Genomic DNA, 16,996 nt, shown 5'->3' on the forward strand with positions numbered 1-16,996 from the left:
TTAGTAATCTTATATTGACTCATTGTCTTATCAGCAGATAGCATAGTATTGATGATTTCCTCGCAGTAAGCACATGAATAGTATTCTACCCACGATAAATATATGCTCATAGGTATAGTAATGGTATTAACCATATATATTCTCTCATTGAATTACAAATAGATAAGTATGGTCGAACACGTTGATTTGATTTTGGTTAAAAAAACATCAATAAAACACCTTAAACATAGCTTTGCTAAGAAATTCCCAAATTCCCCCATCCTACCAATTCTCTTATCTCTGCCAGACGTGGTTTCAGGAGAGGAGCTTGTCGGTGCAACCGCTATTTTGATGGATTTGCTGGATAGAGAAACCCATAATAATATTGGAGGTGAAATATAATTATGATGGAAGCATTTAGCCGCCCCAGACGTAAACACGGACGTGTCGCAGTTGTGAGTGTGGCAGGCTTATTCGCTTTACTCGTGGCTATACTTCTAATACCCGTGTCTTTGGTAGGGGCAGTAATAACGAGTTGGATTATTTTTTGGATTGGTTTGAGTATTCTATGGAGAGCGCAGTTTGTGAGCCCGCAAAAAATACAGAATGAGATTTTAGCTATTGCAGATGTAAAACTAACGTGGCACGAGGACGAGAGCGGGAGGGGCTGGCAGAAGGACAGAGAAACAATATATGAAGGGAAAATGGACATAAACGAATATCTCGAAAGAAAGGGACATAATCGCATTATAGCAGTTATGGGGGCTTCCCGTTCAGGTAAAAGTCAATTGGTCTATAAATTAATCCAATCCTTATCAGAAGAAAAGAAAATAATTTTTATGTTTAAGGCAACAGATGATTACACAAGGTTAGGCTATCCTACACTCTATATCCACAAAGCAGTTCCTAATGTTTTTATAAGTCCAGAGGCAGTGGCAAGGGCGTTTATAACGGCATTTCCAATCAGCGCGAGTATGCAGGGCATAACCGCTTCAACAGTCAGAGGTCAGGTAAAGCAGATAGCGGAAAAGAGCAAAAATTGGCAAGATTTCAAAAAGATATTGGAGGATATGCTAAAATCCGAAAGTGAAAGCATTACCAAAGGAGCATTAAAGTTCATACAGAACAATTTGCCAATCATATATCGGGAAAATGTTTTGAATTATGAATTACCCAATACTTGTGTAGTTGATTTTGAGGGTTCAGAGAACACCGAGGTAGATATGCAATTTTTCAAATTCTATGCAGAGTTCTTGCTTAATCAACTCTCTAAAGAGGTATGGAACAAGAGGCAAAATACTTTATTCGTAATAGACGAGGCTCATTTATTGACAAAATCAGGGTTTTCTATAATACCAGAGATGTCCGCTCTCATTGGTGCAAAAGGTAGTATGATACTAGCTTCTCAAAGAATAGCGGATTTGCGAGGACAGGCATTAGATAACTGTAAAACACAATTCAGCTTCAAACAATCTGGCAAGGAGAATTTAGACGAGGTAAGTGCCATTAGTGATTTATTCCACCAAGTTGTAGCTCAAATGCTCTCTACTTACGAGTTTACGGACATCGGGCAGGATAGACCCGACCAATATGTGATAATATATAGATTGCAGAACCCAAAACCGAAGTTATATTCCGTGAAGGAGATTACAATAAACAATAATGACAGCAAAGGCAAAGGGAGTTCCGAGGAAGAGAGGAAGGAGGATATAGACTATCAAAAAGTTATCTTTGAATTTCTATCACAGGCAGGAAATATACAGGATTTGGGAAAGCGTTTTGCCGAGAGATATGGTGGGGAGGGAGAGAATTATCGTTTAACTTTATATCGTAAGACATTGCCGATGCTTTTAAAATTAGAGAAAATAGACGTGAAGGAAGTTAATAACGTAAAATTTGTAAATGATAAACCTGACATCAAAGACACAAAAATCTATTTCCGAAACGGAGAAAATCCATCTGGGCTTCATACTTATCTTGTGAATCGAACGGCGGACGTGATTTATCATAAGGGAATTAATCCGAAAATACAACCATCGGGTATTAGCACGGCAGATATTGAAAGCGATAAATATGTTTTTGAGATTGAAACAGGGCTTAAAAACGATATCTCGGACATCAAGGACAGGATAGCCTATTATCAGAAACAGGGCAAGGAAACAATTATCATCGTCCCAAACCAGAGTGAGAAAAAGAAGTATGTTGAGAAATACCCAGACGTAAAAGTGCTTACTTTGCCCGAATTACAGGAGGAAAAGCTATGAATATCGTGGGGAAGCAGAATTTTAACTATAAACATAGGCTTATCATTCTATCCTTATTGTTCATATTTTTTAACTTTCCTATCTTTTTCCAACAAGTTCCGTGGAACACATTACCACAATACACATTCGTTCCGAATTGGCTCTTTTACCCACTCATTTTTTCTTTTGCCATCGCTTTTATTGACATTATTATCTGGTTTGTAATTATGATTTTTTTGGAAGTTTTAGGTATTGTAGCGATGGTCTACGCTTTTTCTTTTACAGGGCTTTATTCTTTTTCGTGGGTATCTCTGGAAAACCCGATATTGCAAAGTTCTATGAGTATTAGTTTATTAATTATTGACGTGGTTTGGTATTTTGACTTATATCCACCAATCCACGCTTTGCTTACAAGAACATATTGGACTTCACCAGAGGATAGAGCGAGGAAAAAATACGAGAAAAAATTTAAATCAAAAGAAGAAGAGCCAGGCAACGAAACGGCAGAAAGAGAGCCTGTAATGATACACACTAAAGAGGAATTGGCACGATTACTGAATTTATGGCAACAGAAGTATGCTCAAGCAACAACAGAGGAGGGAAGGAAATTGGCTAATGAGAAAATTCGAGAATATCAGACTGAGTTAGAGAAGCTGAAAGCAAAGAGCGGGACGACCCCCGAAGAAAGAGCGAAGCTCACGCAAGGAGGTGATAATGAATGAGCATAAGAGATTGGTTCTTGAACCGTCAGATAAAGAAGATGCAGAAAGATAATAAGAAGAGGACAGACGCATTAGATGATTTTGTAAAGTGGACGGCAGGCTATAAGGAAGAAGACGAGGAGGAGGTTAAAAAATGAATTTAGATTACAAAACAAAGATAAAAATAAGAGAGATACTTTGCGAGGAGCGGGAAGCTAACCGCATTAATATGCTGGGAGAGCAAATAGACGACATAGTATATCGTGAAATTGAGAAAGCGGTAAATAAGCAGGGGAAAGAGACTCGGAAAGGAGGTGATAAAGAATGAGCGAGATAATGGAAATGGAAGCCGTTAATGTGAATGAATTACGAGAGCTAAAAAAGAGGGCAAGGAACGCAGAATACGGACACAATCCTGTATTATCGGTTATGGCAATGCAACAAAATATGTATCGTGAATTCAGACAGGAATTGGCACAAATCAAATATGAACACCCCAATAGTGCAGTAATAGGCAGGAAATCAGGAAGTAGGGTAGAGATAGAATATCGTCTATTTAGGAAACCGAAAATCCGTATTGACGAGGGAGGCGAGGAAATTGCCATCTTTTGAAATCAGAAAAAAAAGAGATTGCGTGGCTTAAGCTTATTATCTCTATTTTTGCAGTTTTCTTTACATATTTTCTGGCTTTCCTAATGATTATTGTTCGTGTATCCGTGCAGGACGCTACAACGAATAGCCCAGCGTCTATTACAGGAATGTGGATTGAATTAATTGGAATTACTTTTCTTTGGTCTTTCATTGCAATAGCTGTATGCTCATATTTCATCAGAATTATTGTAGTTCTTAAGACAGAGGAAATGGAGGTAAATCTATAAATATCTATCTTTTCAAATATAATAAGTGAGAGTATGAAAATACCCAATGCACCGAAGGGAAAACTGATTAGTTTTCTCATAACAATAGAATGGTTCGAGGAGGGAAGGAGAAAGCACGTAGTCTTGCACGTTAAGGAACACAAAAAAGGAAGGTATCACGCAAGGATTTCACACTTTATAGGTGAGAAAAATGGAAGCTGAAAGAAATGGGAAGGAGAGAAAAAACGACATAAAAACGATGAAATGGCGGACGGAAAATGAATTACACACTTTGTTATCTTTTGGAGCAGGGTCAGTGATTACGATTGAAAAGGAGCTTTTTACTCCTTCTGTATTTTCCGAGATACGCTATGGCGAGAGGGAGGGAATAGGCATATATTATCCTGTATATCGGGACGGCAGTTGTGCAGAGGCACAATACATTAAGTTCTCATACGCAAAATACGGAAAAGAGGACGTTGTCGTATTGGAAAGAGCCAGCAAAGAGGAAATGCAAGAATACGATAAGGAACGCTTAGGACATTTGTTAAGGCGATGAAATGAAGTGTAGAATATGCAAGGTCAGGATAGATGACGAGGAAGCAGGGATAACAGCGGTCAATAATTCAGGGCTATGCGTAGAATGTATGCACACCACCCTCTTTTTAAGCTCGTTGTTGCGAAAATAACGATTTCTTAGGGAGCGTGGCTTTGCCACCGCCACGTTTCCCCGATAAAGTTTATATCCTATTTTTCGTTATATTTATGGTGGCAAAATGCAAGAAATATACCCTCTAATACACATACACCAAAGAGGCCATCTATTCCTTATCGGCTCAAGGCTCAAGGAGTGTTGCCCTATGTGTGAGGAGGAAGAACAGCAAAAAAAGCGTCTAAACGCTATATTGCGAACAGAGAAACCAGCACAGACGAACGGATAGAAACAACAACAAAAAATCTATTGTTTTCGTGGTGCTTTTATATTTTGCTCACCATTCCCTTTTAATTATTCCAAGTTATATAACCGAGAATATGCCCGTATATAATATATGAACATCAAGATATAAATATATATCCATATCTTACATTGTGCATCTCTTTTCAGCTATATTCCAAGTAATATGACTATCTTTTACTTTGCTTCAATATTCATTGCAGATACCTTATTATATCTTTTCTACCCAATATTATTGTGATTGAATGGCTGAACAAGAAAACACAGACGAACAAAAGCATACCGAAGGTATGCTACAAGTGGAAAAGGACGTTCTCATAGGAGAGGAGCTACAACTCTCAAGTGTAGAAAAAACGAAAATAGAAAGGGAAGGTCAGGAGGCAGAGCTATATATCTATTACGCAAAACGGACTTCTGACGGACAGATTGTATCTTTCTATGGCTCATCAGTATTGAACGAGCAATACGATTTAGGCTATCTAAAACCTGATACCTTTTTCGTATTGGATAAACTCATTAGCAGGAAATCAGGGAACAGCTACTACAAGGCAATCATATTGCACAAGGCAGAGGTGAGTAAGTGATGCACATAACTACATTTCATATAGAGCCAGAAAACGTGGAATTCGTGGAGGAACTCACAAAGCACAAGGAGTTATCACGTGTCCTGAATTTTCTCATATCGCAATATAAGGAGAATAAAGGATATGTAGACCCACACACGAAAATAGAGCAGTTAGAACGGCAGTTAAAGGCCAAGACAGAGCAATATGAAGCAATGCGGAAGGAGGCAATGAAATGAAGGAATACAGAATAAAGTGTATGTTTTGCGGAACGCCATTATGTCAGTTAGAGGAAACGGAGAATTGGTATTGTCCGAAGTGCAGGAAATGGCTCACACTATCAGCCAGCAGAGTATCCAACAGACATTACGTTAGTAAAAGACCAGCTAAACGACCACGTAAGCTTAGCACGTGAGAGCCACACGTGCCCCCGTGTGTCAATACACGGGGCGCTTAATGCCCTCCTTATTTCCTTTTACTTTTTATTTCAGACTTCTTGAAAGAAGTCTACAAGAACTATAATTACGGACTTCTCGTGAGAAGTCCACAAGAGCAATAAGCCCCCGCCTCGCTACGCACAAGTGCGAAGCACAGGGCACTCTGCGACACGCCAACCTCCTGAACGGAGGATTTGGCTTTCGCTACGGCAAAAATTCACCCCTCCTTTGTTCGCTTCGCTCACAAATTCCCCCCTCTTTTTGCCTTCGCTCGTCTCGGAGGTCTAATCAGGTATAGGCACGTGTACGCCTTCGGCGTTCACTTGTTGCTTCGCAACAGCCTATTATCCTGATTTGTCCAGCCCTTCGGGCTGTCCACCGACCCCCCGTGCCCTGTGCTTCGCACCCACCCGTGCTATGCACGTGTGGGCTACGTGTCCCTTCGGGACACTTCGGGTCTTCACTTCGTTCAGACCTGCTACGCTCGGCGGAGGAGGGGGTTCGCAGGAAAGCCCTTAAAATTTCAGATTTAATAATACGGGCTTTCCTTTGCGACAAACTTCTTCAAAAGAAGTTTGAACAAGAATAAGGGTGGTTTGGTCCCTATTTTTATGAGAAAATAAAACCCCATTACTGACACAAGTATGATAGTCCGACTCGGAAAAATCATATCTTAAAAAATGTTTACTTACTCCATTTCTTGATTTTCAAAAAAATAAAAAAGTATAAAAAATAGTGATTATTGTTTCATTATCCCCCATTTTGCTTGGCGGCTGGCATGTCCAAACTTACTTCCTCAACCACAAAATCCGCATCAGTCATTTTTTCACCTCCAAATTTCAATTTGAATAATCTTATTTAAAGATTATTTAGTTTTTGTTACTACATAAGCTTATTACATTGTAATAGTAATTATAATTAATGAAGGTTAAATCAGTTTCCGAAATTCTAATATATCCACCAGATAGGATTGTTGGGGATCTATGGATTGTTAGGAATTGGGTCACTAAAAGAAATTATAAGGTAAGTTCTCCAACTTTGGCAATACTTTTATATTGCAAAATTCCACATACTGTGGGAGATATTCTAGATTTCTTTTATGAGAAATATGGAATCAAAAATGAGCTTATTCATCTTGGACTGAAAAAACTTATGGCAACTGACCTTTTACTGGAAGTTAAACAAGAAATGGATGGTTCTAATGAAGTGTTTGGTTTAGAGTTTGATAATTGGTATAAACATAATTGGTATATGGCGTTACTTTATCATCTAGTGTCTTATGATTATCCCTTTATCGAGGATTATGTTGCAAAACAACGGATGATTAATTATAGTAGTCAAGAAATTGATTCTAACAGATATAAGGAATATAATTCGCAGGTTTCGTATGACATCCCCAAAGCTACAGAGGTGAAAATACGAGAAACTAATACCTCTAAGCAAAAATGTGTCAATTTTGCCGATTTGCTTACGATGGCATCACTTGGTTATACAAGAGTTGGGAGCTTAAGAGTTTATTGGAATGGAGACCCACTAATATTGAGAACCAGTCCATCCGGGGGGTCCAGACATCCTACTGAGACATACATTGTAGCGATAAATGTGGAAGGTTTGGAGTCTGGGTGGTACCACATTTCTGTTAAAGATTCCAAACTTGAACAAATAAAAATTGGTGGAACAGACCCAGATGACCTAAGACTTCTTTTTCCTACAACATATGTGCGACCCGATTTTCATGTTGATTTAATCTTAATATTTACCAGTATATTTGAGAGAAATATGTATAGATATCGAGAACCTAGGACTTTCCGAACTATACATATGGACGTGGGACATTTAGCGGCGACAACTGAAATCATATGTGAAAAGTTAGGATATAAGTATTTAGTTCAATATTCAGCTAATGATGAAGGGATAGAAAAATTTCTAGGATTAAGCCCATTGAAAGAAGGCTATATGGCATCTATGGCTATAGGAAACTAGAGGAGATGAAGTTTTGAAAACACTTGAAAATATTAAATGGAAAGAATTGACAACTATTGATAATTTTACTGAACCATCTAGACTTATTATTTCAAATCCTTTACTTTATAAGAGAATAAAAATTAAATTAGACGCATTCATAGAATTTCTTTTATTTAATCAAATGGGAAATTCTGATTTAACCATTTTTTCATATTTAAGAGAAATAGGGTTTTTAATTAATACAAACGAGGAGCCAGAAACAGAGAACTTGGATAGCATCTTACATTGGTTTAAAAGAGGATGGTACGATTCATTAATTTATTATGTGTGGTCTAAAAAGGTGAAATTCATTGACGATGAAGATTATTCAGGAGACCTAAGAAGAGGTTTGATAAATGCATATTTAAGTGAAAATAGTTTGCCGGATAGGATTGTCGAATCCCTCGAATTTACAAAAATTAAAATGCCAATACCTAAAAATGTAGGTCTAGAAGAGGTAAACTTAAAAAATGTACTCTTAGGCAGAAGAACGACCAGAATTTTTCAAAATGAATCAATGAAACTAGAGGATTTTTCTAGTATTTTATGGAATGCTCTTTCAAGAGTTAGGCACGTTAGAAACCTCAGTTATGAAGACCCTTTAGATTATTTTGCAAGCCATGGAACAGAATTTGATTTTTACGTGATTGCCTATAATATTAATCACTTACAAAATGGAATATACCTTTATGACGTAAAGGACCATTTCCTTTCCGAATTAAAGTCTGGAGATTTTAGAGAGGAGATGATACATAATTTATGGTGGCATCAAGCACCAAAAACAGCTAATTTTACTATCCTTTTCGTTACTGATTTTGAACAATACCAATGGAGATATAGGCATGAAAGGGCACTTAGAAACATATTCATAGAAGCGGGAAGAATAGCTCAGAGATTGATATTTGAAGCGGAGCGAATGGGGTTTGGTTCGTTACCAACACCCGCAACTAGAGATTCTTCATTTGACAAGATGCTTAGTTTGAAAAGGAACAAACAATTTGTATTGTATACGATAACGGTCGGAAAAAAACCTTCACCTTCTTTACTTATGGACAACACCTCCAGCAACATATTAAACTTGCAATGGGTTAATGAGATTTAAAATTTAATGTAAATTATTTATGACTAATATGAACCGCGATATTAGAAACTATATGTTTACTGCTTCAAGTATTTCTCTATCTCGAATAGCTACTGCCATCTTTTATATTAGCATTCTGTGGGTCTCTTTTACGGTCACGCATTCCCGGTCTATACTGGAATTGCCGACGGACTTGTTACGTTACCATTATTTTTGAGCTTTGCTGTGGGCTCTTTTGTGGATAATAGTATACATAAAAAATTTATAGCAATCCTGTTTTCTCTTATTCGGGCTTGTTCAGTGGTGCCTTTATTATTCACTTTTCTCTTTAACCAAAAAGCGTTCCTTATTATCTTTCTATTCTTGTTCGCATTTTCGGTTGGACTGACATCTGATTTTATTAACTCCGTTAGAGCAGTCTGGATAAAGAAATTCTTAAAAGAAGGAGAGAAAGTAAAAAGATACAGGGCTTTTTCAAATATTTTATACAACATTTCAGAAGGATTAGGTTACATTTTAGTAGGCTTTTTAATTTCAACAGGAGTAACGTTTACATTAATATTTGTATTACTTATTTACCTGACCTCAACAATCCCAATTTCTCTCATCAAAGTTTACGAAGAACCTAAAAGACACCAGCTAAAGGCTGGTGCTAGAAAGTTAAGTGACCCTTTGAACTTTATAAGAAAATCTCCAATAGTTTTAGTCCTTTTTACAGAGGGATTTCTGGTTAATTTTATATTCGGTATGTTTGGAGTTTTGACTACTGTAATGGTGGTTAGAATATTCCAACTACCAGCGTTGTACCTCTCTGTTATATATCTTATACTTACGTTAGGGATTTCCATAGGATCCTTTTTAGAAAGAAAGGAAGGATTTCCGAGATTGAACAGAGTCTTTTGGTCAATAGCTGTATTGGCGGTAATGCTTATAGCACTAAGTTACATTACTCAATTTATATACGTTCTTCTGCCTATGTTTATAATTGGGATATCTATTGGGGTTAGTGAAATTATAATTTTCTCCGGAATTCAAAATAATGTTCCTGAAGAGATAACGGGAACAATTCAAGGTTATTATAATAGCCTTGCTACTGGCTTAACATTTTTGTCTGCACCAATAACCGGAATTTTGGTGCAGTTTACTGGCTATCATAATACATTTTTCTTAATTTCAACCTTTTCACTAGCAATAATATTAATAATTATTTGGAGGCGAACAATTACCCATGTCCATAGAAATTAGGAAATTATCTATTGAGGATCTAGAAACTCTGATTGAAGTTGCTAGAGAATCATGGAAATGGACTTACGCAGGCATATACAGTGAGGAATATATCGAGAGTTGGATAAGGGAGAAATATTCTAAGGAAAAACTGCTAAATGAAATAGTAAGATCTCAATCTAACCTTGATATATTATTCCTCGGAGCTTTTGCAGATTCGACGTTAATTGGATTTATTGAATTGAAGATTATTGCTAATAAAGCTGAATTACTTCGCTTATATCTTAAACCGGAATACACGCACAAGAAGATTGGAAAAACATTACTGTTAGAGGCAGAGAAAATTATGAAGAAAAAAGGTATTCTGGAATGCAGACTATATGTTCACAGACAAAATTCTGTGGGATTTTCGTTCTATTATAAGAACGGATTCAAGGTTGAGGATACTGATGGAAGCGATTTTATAATGGAAAAAAAATACGAATCATAATTTATAGAAAATTCTTCTGGGCCAAATTCATATGTTCATTTAATGGACACCATGTTACTCATACAAAAGAAGACTTGCTTACAGTTGTAAATGGGACTCTACCTATCTCTAATATTACAGGATTTGCTTAAAAGTTTAAACGGGCTCGGTCGGGCCCATATCTTTATTGGTTCTAGATAGTATCAGATGAATTTCTATCTTTCATTTATAATAAAGTTAGAAGTTTAGGTGAAGCAGTAAAACTCCGATCCTTAGGGAGGAAATACACGGACTTCTCTCAATAGAAAAATTTATAATGCCTGTGCATAGATCGAACAGTAGGGCCGTTGCGGTCCGAACTTACGCCTGTGGAGATCGCTATCTCGGGCTTGTCCGGTATATATCCGCACAGGCAGAAGTCGGTCTATGAATCAGGAAGAAGCTCCGATGCCTCGGCATAGGAGTGGCTCACTTATAACGGATGGTATCACGAATGATGCTACGAAAATTTTAAATATATATAATAGGTAGATTCAACATGACTAATAACAACCCGATGAGAATCCTATTTCAAATATCGGAAAGTGAAAAATACCTTTATCATTTATTGCCATTAAGAATATGGCTAATATGGAAGGAGTAGATAATGTAATAGCATTGTATTCTGAAACTCGCCATCACAATCCCTTAATACTTTAAGTTCTTCGGTCTTTCCATGCTTCGTTAGGGGACATCTCCTGTAATATCAATTGTGTTTACCACCATTTTCCTTGAGAAATACCTATTCCTCATCAGGGATTCCATAAACTTCGTCACCATCGAATATTTCAGATATATTTATTCGGATATTCCATTTCTTATCGTTTCTTCGGTCCCTCGAGGATGTTCTTTCAATTTTCACAAATTTTATTTCATGATTCTATGAATCTCTTATTCAAGATCTAGAGCACCATGGACCTAAAAAAAGATTTGATAACTTTAGTTATTATGAAATCGGATTTTTCCAGTTAGTTTTTGGCGATTCGGTTTCAAACTTTGTATCTCTTTATCATGATAAGATCGTCGCCATAAATATCCTTAACTTGGAATCCGTTCTTCTTATAAAATGAGGTTGCTATATAATTTTTCTTGTGAACGTATAATATACATTCTTCAACGTCTCTTTTCTTGACTAGTTCCTCTGCCTCTGACAGAAGTATCCTGCCTACTCCTCTATGTGTATATTCTGGCCTCAGATATAAGCGGAGCAACTCAGCTTTGCTACTACTTATCTTTAATTCGATGAATCCGATCAATTTCGATTCATGAAAAGATCCGAGGAATACTAGATCAAGATTTAATTGAGACTTTGTTATCTCATTTAGTAGTTTTTCTTTAGAATACTTTTCAGATATCCAATTCTCTATGAACTCATCACTGTATATATCCTTATAAGTCCATTTCCAAGAATCTCTTGCAACTTCAATCACGTTATCAACATCGTCATCACTCAATTTTCTAATTATAACATCCATTTATTATTCACCGATCTTAACAAATGTCCATGTCATAAAGCTAAATAAAATACTATATATAAATTGAGCGTGATAACTTAAAAGAAATTGAGGTTTCCCGGACAAAGAATAGATCGAACTAACATTTCTGAGAAATACTAGCATACTTCAGGACATGGGAAATTCTGATAGGCAAACAGTATTTTTTTAGTTCCCATAATAACCATCTAGGAAATGAAAAGAATTAGAGATTATGTAATACTATGCGTTCTGCGTTGTTCGTCGAACATTGCCTTTTAAAATGTTGATATATGTCGTTTTTCTTAAGGCCTTGTGAATAGGAAATTGGAAGAGTCCATAGCAAAACTAAGGTGCGAAAACAAGCCAGTAAAGCAAATAATGAAGATATTGTCCATTCGTAAAGATGACGTTGAAAAAGTAATAGAAGGTTGGATAATTGATACAGATCCATTCATAGAAGAAATTGTCAAGGGGAGAAAGATCTCAAATTTACCCGATAGCCAGAAACTACTAAGTCTTGTAAATAAAGACGCGGAATATATTCTCAGTGATCCTGATATACTGGATTACATTGCAAAGCGAAGAAACGATCACCACGACAGATTCATGGACTGCATACGGTTTAAAATAAAGCAATATCTTGAACATAAGAATAGAAAAATTTAGAAATAAAAATTTTAAAGGTTTTATGAAAATTTTGCATCATTGCTTCCTGTCTTTCTTTCTCGGCACAATAACGGCGATCGATACTATGGCGGCAATAACCGCAGCTATTATTCCAGAGAACAGCCCTATCAAACTATGAGAATAGCCTCCGAATAGCCCCGTTTCCTTATTTGCATGTGCAGAGTTGAGCTGTTCCTCAAGGCTGACTATATCGCCATGATATGTCTGAAGAGCGGCTTTGTACGACGATATCTGCGTCTGTACCAGGTTATACAGTGATGCATTTATAACGCCACCTTCATAGAGAGCTGTTGCCTGTGCCTGCAGTGAATTAAGGTTTGCCAAGCTGCTGTTGTACTGGTTCATAAGGGAAGATATTGTAGATAGCTGTACTGAAACTGATGAAGCCTGTACTCCGCTTGATGAATAAGATGATACGGCTTTCTGTACGTCTGTTATGTTTTTCTCAAGGTTGTATGCATCATTATACACGAAGAAGCCATAGCCAGATGATCTAGATAGCCCTGTTGGGGTCTGCACGGTGTATACAGCGTAATAGTAGCCATCATTGAGATTCTCCGTATTGATCATTGCATTTCCAGACGATCCTGTGAAGGTGTATATCAGATTTCCAGAGCTTCCATATACCTGAAGCTTACCAGTCAATCCGCTTCCCAACCATGACGACGAATAGGCTATGTTCAGATCACCAGAAACGATACCGTTCTGTGACGCGGCGATCGATGAAGTTGGATCTGGACCAGGATTGCTAATTAGTATCGCGTAGTGCCACACTATTGGATGCTGTATGTCATATATGATAAAGGTGAAGCCGAAGAATGAGAATGAAAAGCTCAGATCATTGATTCCAGAAGCCGTCATATTGAGCATTATCGTTTGGCCCGGAGGTGGCAGCACTGTGAAGTTGAACGGTACGTAGCCGTTCAGTATTCCGCTGACTGTGGCATTTGCCCTTGCATCGAAGAACATGGGAGGATAGCTTACGTTCACATACTGACCGGGCATTGAGCCTATGGATACGTTGACGTAGTTCACATACTTCATATCTGCGAAGTCAACCACGTCTGAAACGTATTGTCCAGGTACGTAGTTAACGCTCGGTATGAAGTCACCCGCCTGCGGTTCGATGTAAACCGTAACAGTATTTGATACCAGCCCATTGTATGTTGCTCTGAGCTGCACAACCTGCGTAAGCAGTGTTCCATTGGTCTCTGCTAGCAGTGCATCAATCCAGAAGACAAAGTTGCCACGCGCATCGGTGAGGAAGTGACCGACTGTGACTCCAGGAGCATACGATGATACGGGCATCGTAGGATCTATGAGGAAGAACTGGCTAACATTGACCGAGATCTCAGATACAACCGCACTGGCTACGGGCTGTCCATTCAGCATGACCTCTGCTGGGCCTATTCCGTAAGTATTATAGAAGCCCGTTAGCCCGGTTGTGAACATCGGTATTTCAACTGTGCCTGTTTCTGCGACTCCCTCAGGATTTGTCACGGTCAATACTAGGTTACCCGAAGCCATTGGTTGTGATACTCCGAACTGCTGGAAGGCCCAGGCAGGCATCGCAACTGGCGAATTCATCACAGACACCAGGAAGTAGCCGTATTCTGTGGCGTTGCCAATGAAGCTCAGCGCAGTATAAGATGGTGTGTAATTGAAGTATCCTGTGGCATTGGGCATGATCTGCTCCATGCTCCCTCCGCTGAAGGCATCGATGAGATAATTATCGCCGGCAATTGCACCAGTTGACGTTACGATCCTGAAGGTGTATGTTTGTCCGGACGTAAGCGTTGTGAACGCAGAGAGTCCTGATGGTGTCACCATCATGACCGAGAATGCAGGGTTAATCAGCGCATAGCCCTCTTCAGACACCGTGCCTATGACGTCTTTGGACATGGCCGCAGCGTTAATGAATCCGAGGCCCTGCAGGAAGTTCCAGCCACTGCCTGCTGGGTTGAACAGTGTCGCATACCATCCAGGTAATACAGGATCGCTGGGTTCGCTTATGCTCAGATTGAACAGGTACCAGGAGTAATCGTTCATCGGCCCGTAGTTGAAACCTTCGCCTATGTTCATCATGTCAACGAAAGGATCAACGATTCCCGGAACATTGGCATTGTACGCATTGTGTGCTTCGAATAACAGGCCGTTGATGTTTCCCATCCTTGGGTTGGCTGACGGGAGCATGGCCGCCTGTTCCTCTATCAAAGCCCATTCAGCAGCAGTTATGGGTGTTGCAAAAGAGGTTCCGCCATAGAACAGGTTCCAAGTCCCGAAGGCATATACAGACATGTTGAAGGCTGCAGGTCCTGACACTATCGGATCGATGAGCGCACCGGTTTCATAGACATCCACACCTGCCTCGTACCATGGCTGCTGCTCCATAACAGATTCGCCGAAGCCTCCACCGACTTCCCCTTTGAATGTGCCTTCAAGACCAGCTCCGTAGCTCCAGTAAGTGAAGCTAGCCAGGCCGGTTGCCTGTGCAACGTACATTGGTATCGTTAGTCCAAAGAAACTATAGTTGACGATCGTGCTTGTGACGGGGAATTCTACGCCATTCGATTCGGCTGTTGTCTGGCCGCCGCCAACAGACGTTGCATATGGTGACTGAGAAGGCATTGTTGGAGATGCTGCCATTCCATTCGATCCTTCGTCACCCGATGCAAAGAAATTCGTGACGCCAACAGCGTTAAGCTGGGCGAGGAGCTGATCCTCCACGGTTACATACATGGGTGATCCTTCAAAGACTGCTTCCCATTCCGGTGCGCCGTAGGAGTTGCTCGTTATCGTGATGTTTGTTGCACCGCTTGTCGGGCCGAATATAACGTTGCCTGAGGGTATCGCGGATATCGGATCGTTGTTGACAAGATACTGGGCTATGAACTGGTAGGCATTATCGAAGCTCGAGAACTCTGGGTTTGGAACTGCAACGACATCTATATGCGCCATAGGCGCCATTGCGGCTATGTACTCTATATCCAGAGATGTCTCAAGCGTCCAACCATAGACCAAACCATCGTTTATCCCTTCACTGAGTGATGGTATGCCCACTCCTATATAGGTCAGGCGATCCGGCAGCTGATTTGCATTTCCGAATACCTGCTGCGAGAACTGCGCCATATCAGAAGGTATCGGGAAGCCTACCTCAATTACCGCAACTGTTATCCCCTGCCCTAGATCCGGGCTTTCCCTCAAGGCATATTGGCCATTCCAGAGGTTCTCAGCTCCGGTTAGCATATGCATAGTGCTGGGGAAGATAAACTGATAGTTGCCCAGGTCGTATGGGAATCCTAGTACTGGCCCTACTGACTGAGCGGTTGCCCATGTGTAGTTGGCATAGGTCAGATTCTGTATGTTATCAAGAGATGCTAGATATGTAGTTCCTCCATCAGCTCCGTTGTTCCCATTAGCAATGGCGTAAGCTATAGATGGGGACATACCATAAGGTAATGCAATATCTGGTTGGGCAAACAAACCATTCAGTCCGGATATACCAGATATGTATGGCTCGAGTGAAGACGGAAGCATCAGATCACCGGTAGCGGCAAAGAAAGGCTGTGAGTAGGAAATAGAACCAGGGAGGGCGCTTTCATTTCCAAAGAGCGGATTCCATAATCCATTTGATGTGTACTGGTATCTGAATGCCTGTATCTTGGTGTGGAACGCTGCGCTGAACTGTGCCACACTGCCGGTAAGATAGAGATCCAGCCTTGTCTGGCTCTGCGAAACGGACAGGCCATAGGATTCGAAATACTGAACAAACTCATTATAGGTATTCTGGTTCAGGCCGAATCTATTGCCAATCTGGCTAGCTGTTAAGAACTGATGATAATACGGGCTGCTGGGCGTATAAAGATCGCGGACATATCCCTGAAGGTCTCCCTGAGGTTTGAACGATATAAATACACTGATCATCGCAGATGGCGAATATACGGAATTGTCAGGAACAAGCGCATATCCAGATGAGGTGTTCTGGAAATTGCTGTTCAAGGAAAAATCGGTTATTGGCGATAGTGGTTGATTCTCAGCGGACTGAACATTTACTGGCTTTGGATTTATACCGCTTCCTGCAACCGAAAATGCCATAATTGAGACTGCTACCACTGTCAAAACGGCAATTGCCAATGCTAGATTTCTGGTTTTCATAAATCACCGCAATAAACATGTAGTTGTCATTCAATTTCGTTATGAATTCATAGCACTTACATTTTGAAAGTAGTAAGAGGCATCAAAGAAATATGGTAATATGCGGAATTTCTTAGACCTCATTTCC

Annotated in this window: 17 protein-coding genes; 15 read left to right on the forward strand and 2 right to left on the reverse strand. The window is 39.5% G+C overall.

Going from position 1 to position 16,996, the window contains the following annotated elements:
• Positions 1-168 precede the first annotated feature (168 nt).
• The 14 genes from TA_RS01900 (at position 169) to TA_RS01955 (ending at position 10,534) form a co-directional block, all read left to right on the forward strand.
• Positions 169-381, forward strand: a complete 213-nt coding sequence (locus TA_RS01900) for a hypothetical protein (RefSeq protein ID WP_048161553.1) — start codon at positions 169-171, stop codon at positions 379-381.
• Between the two features lie 2 nt (positions 382-383).
• The gene (locus TA_RS01905) at positions 384-2,243 is read left to right on the forward strand and encodes an ATP-binding protein (protein WP_048161555.1); all 1,860 of its coding nucleotides are present in this window, start codon (positions 384-386) and stop codon (positions 2,241-2,243) included.
• 215 nt (positions 2,244-2,458) lie between these two features.
• Positions 2,459-2,944 (forward strand): hypothetical protein, encoded by a 486-nt coding sequence (locus TA_RS01910; protein WP_162053235.1) that lies wholly within the window; start codon positions 2,459-2,461, stop codon positions 2,942-2,944.
• Positions 2,941-3,081, forward strand: a complete 141-nt coding sequence (locus TA_RS08085; RefSeq protein WP_021794335.1) for a hypothetical protein — start codon at positions 2,941-2,943, stop codon at positions 3,079-3,081. The genes TA_RS01910 and TA_RS08085 overlap by 4 nt, the downstream gene beginning before the upstream one ends.
• A complete protein-coding gene (locus tag TA_RS08090; protein ID WP_021794334.1) occupies positions 3,078-3,251 on the forward strand; it encodes a hypothetical protein in 174 nt (57 codons plus the stop codon). Before TA_RS08085 ends, TA_RS08090 begins: the two co-directional genes overlap by 4 nt.
• On the forward strand, positions 3,248-3,535 hold the full coding sequence (locus TA_RS01915) for a hypothetical protein (protein ID WP_021794333.1): 288 nt from the start codon (positions 3,248-3,250) through the stop codon (positions 3,533-3,535). The genes TA_RS08090 and TA_RS01915 overlap by 4 nt, the downstream gene beginning before the upstream one ends.
• A gap of 299 nt (positions 3,536-3,834) precedes the next feature.
• Complete coding sequence (locus tag TA_RS08095; protein ID WP_021794331.1) at positions 3,835-4,002, forward strand: hypothetical protein; 168 nt, start codon at positions 3,835-3,837, stop codon at positions 4,000-4,002.
• Entirely contained in the window at positions 3,992-4,339 is a 348-nt protein-coding gene (locus tag TA_RS01925; RefSeq protein WP_021794330.1) for a hypothetical protein, read from the forward strand. The genes TA_RS08095 and TA_RS01925 overlap by 11 nt, the downstream gene beginning before the upstream one ends.
• A 641-nt stretch (positions 4,340-4,980) precedes the next feature.
• Entirely contained in the window at positions 4,981-5,319 is a 339-nt protein-coding gene (locus TA_RS01930; RefSeq protein ID WP_021794329.1) for a hypothetical protein, read from the forward strand.
• Positions 5,319-5,537, forward strand: a complete 219-nt coding sequence (locus TA_RS01935; RefSeq protein WP_021794328.1) for a hypothetical protein — start codon at positions 5,319-5,321, stop codon at positions 5,535-5,537. Before TA_RS01930 ends, TA_RS01935 begins: the two co-directional genes overlap by 1 nt.
• 1,119 nt (positions 5,538-6,656) lie before the next feature.
• Positions 6,657-7,718, forward strand: a complete 1,062-nt coding sequence (locus TA_RS07835; RefSeq protein WP_010900799.1) for a SagB/ThcOx family dehydrogenase — start codon at positions 6,657-6,659, stop codon at positions 7,716-7,718.
• Positions 7,719-7,731: 13 nt separating this feature from the next.
• Complete coding sequence (locus TA_RS01945; protein ID WP_048161557.1) at positions 7,732-8,841, forward strand: SagB/ThcOx family dehydrogenase; 1,110 nt, start codon at positions 7,732-7,734, stop codon at positions 8,839-8,841.
• A gap of 216 nt (positions 8,842-9,057) precedes the next feature.
• Entirely contained in the window at positions 9,058-10,065 is a 1,008-nt protein-coding gene (locus tag TA_RS01950) for an MFS transporter (RefSeq protein WP_162053237.1), read from the forward strand.
• Positions 10,049-10,534 (forward strand): GNAT family N-acetyltransferase, encoded by a 486-nt coding sequence (locus TA_RS01955; RefSeq protein WP_010900802.1) that lies wholly within the window; start codon positions 10,049-10,051, stop codon positions 10,532-10,534. The genes TA_RS01950 and TA_RS01955 overlap by 17 nt, the downstream gene beginning before the upstream one ends.
• Before the next feature lie 1,007 nt (positions 10,535-11,541).
• On the opposite strand, the gene TA_RS01960 is transcribed toward TA_RS01955, so the two are convergent.
• A complete protein-coding gene (locus TA_RS01960) occupies positions 11,542-12,027 on the reverse strand; it encodes a GNAT family N-acetyltransferase (RefSeq protein ID WP_048161559.1) in 486 nt (161 codons plus the stop codon).
• Positions 12,028-12,339: 312 nt separating this feature from the next.
• Here TA_RS01960 and TA_RS01965 point away from each other — a divergent pair, with 312 nt between their 5' ends.
• Complete coding sequence (locus tag TA_RS01965; protein WP_010900804.1) at positions 12,340-12,693, forward strand: hypothetical protein; 354 nt, start codon at positions 12,340-12,342, stop codon at positions 12,691-12,693.
• Between the two features lie 36 nt (positions 12,694-12,729).
• Here the strand turns inward: TA_RS01965 and TA_RS01970 are convergent, their stop codons facing one another.
• The gene (locus TA_RS01970; RefSeq protein ID WP_010900805.1) at positions 12,730-16,869 is read right to left on the reverse strand and encodes a S53 family peptidase; all 4,140 of its coding nucleotides are present in this window, start codon (positions 16,867-16,869) and stop codon (positions 12,730-12,732) included.
• Between the last annotated feature and the right edge of the window lie 127 nt (positions 16,870-16,996).

The organism is Thermoplasma acidophilum DSM 1728 (assembly GCF_000195915.1).
GTDB lineage: Archaea > Thermoplasmatota > Thermoplasmata > Thermoplasmatales > Thermoplasmataceae > Thermoplasma > Thermoplasma acidophilum.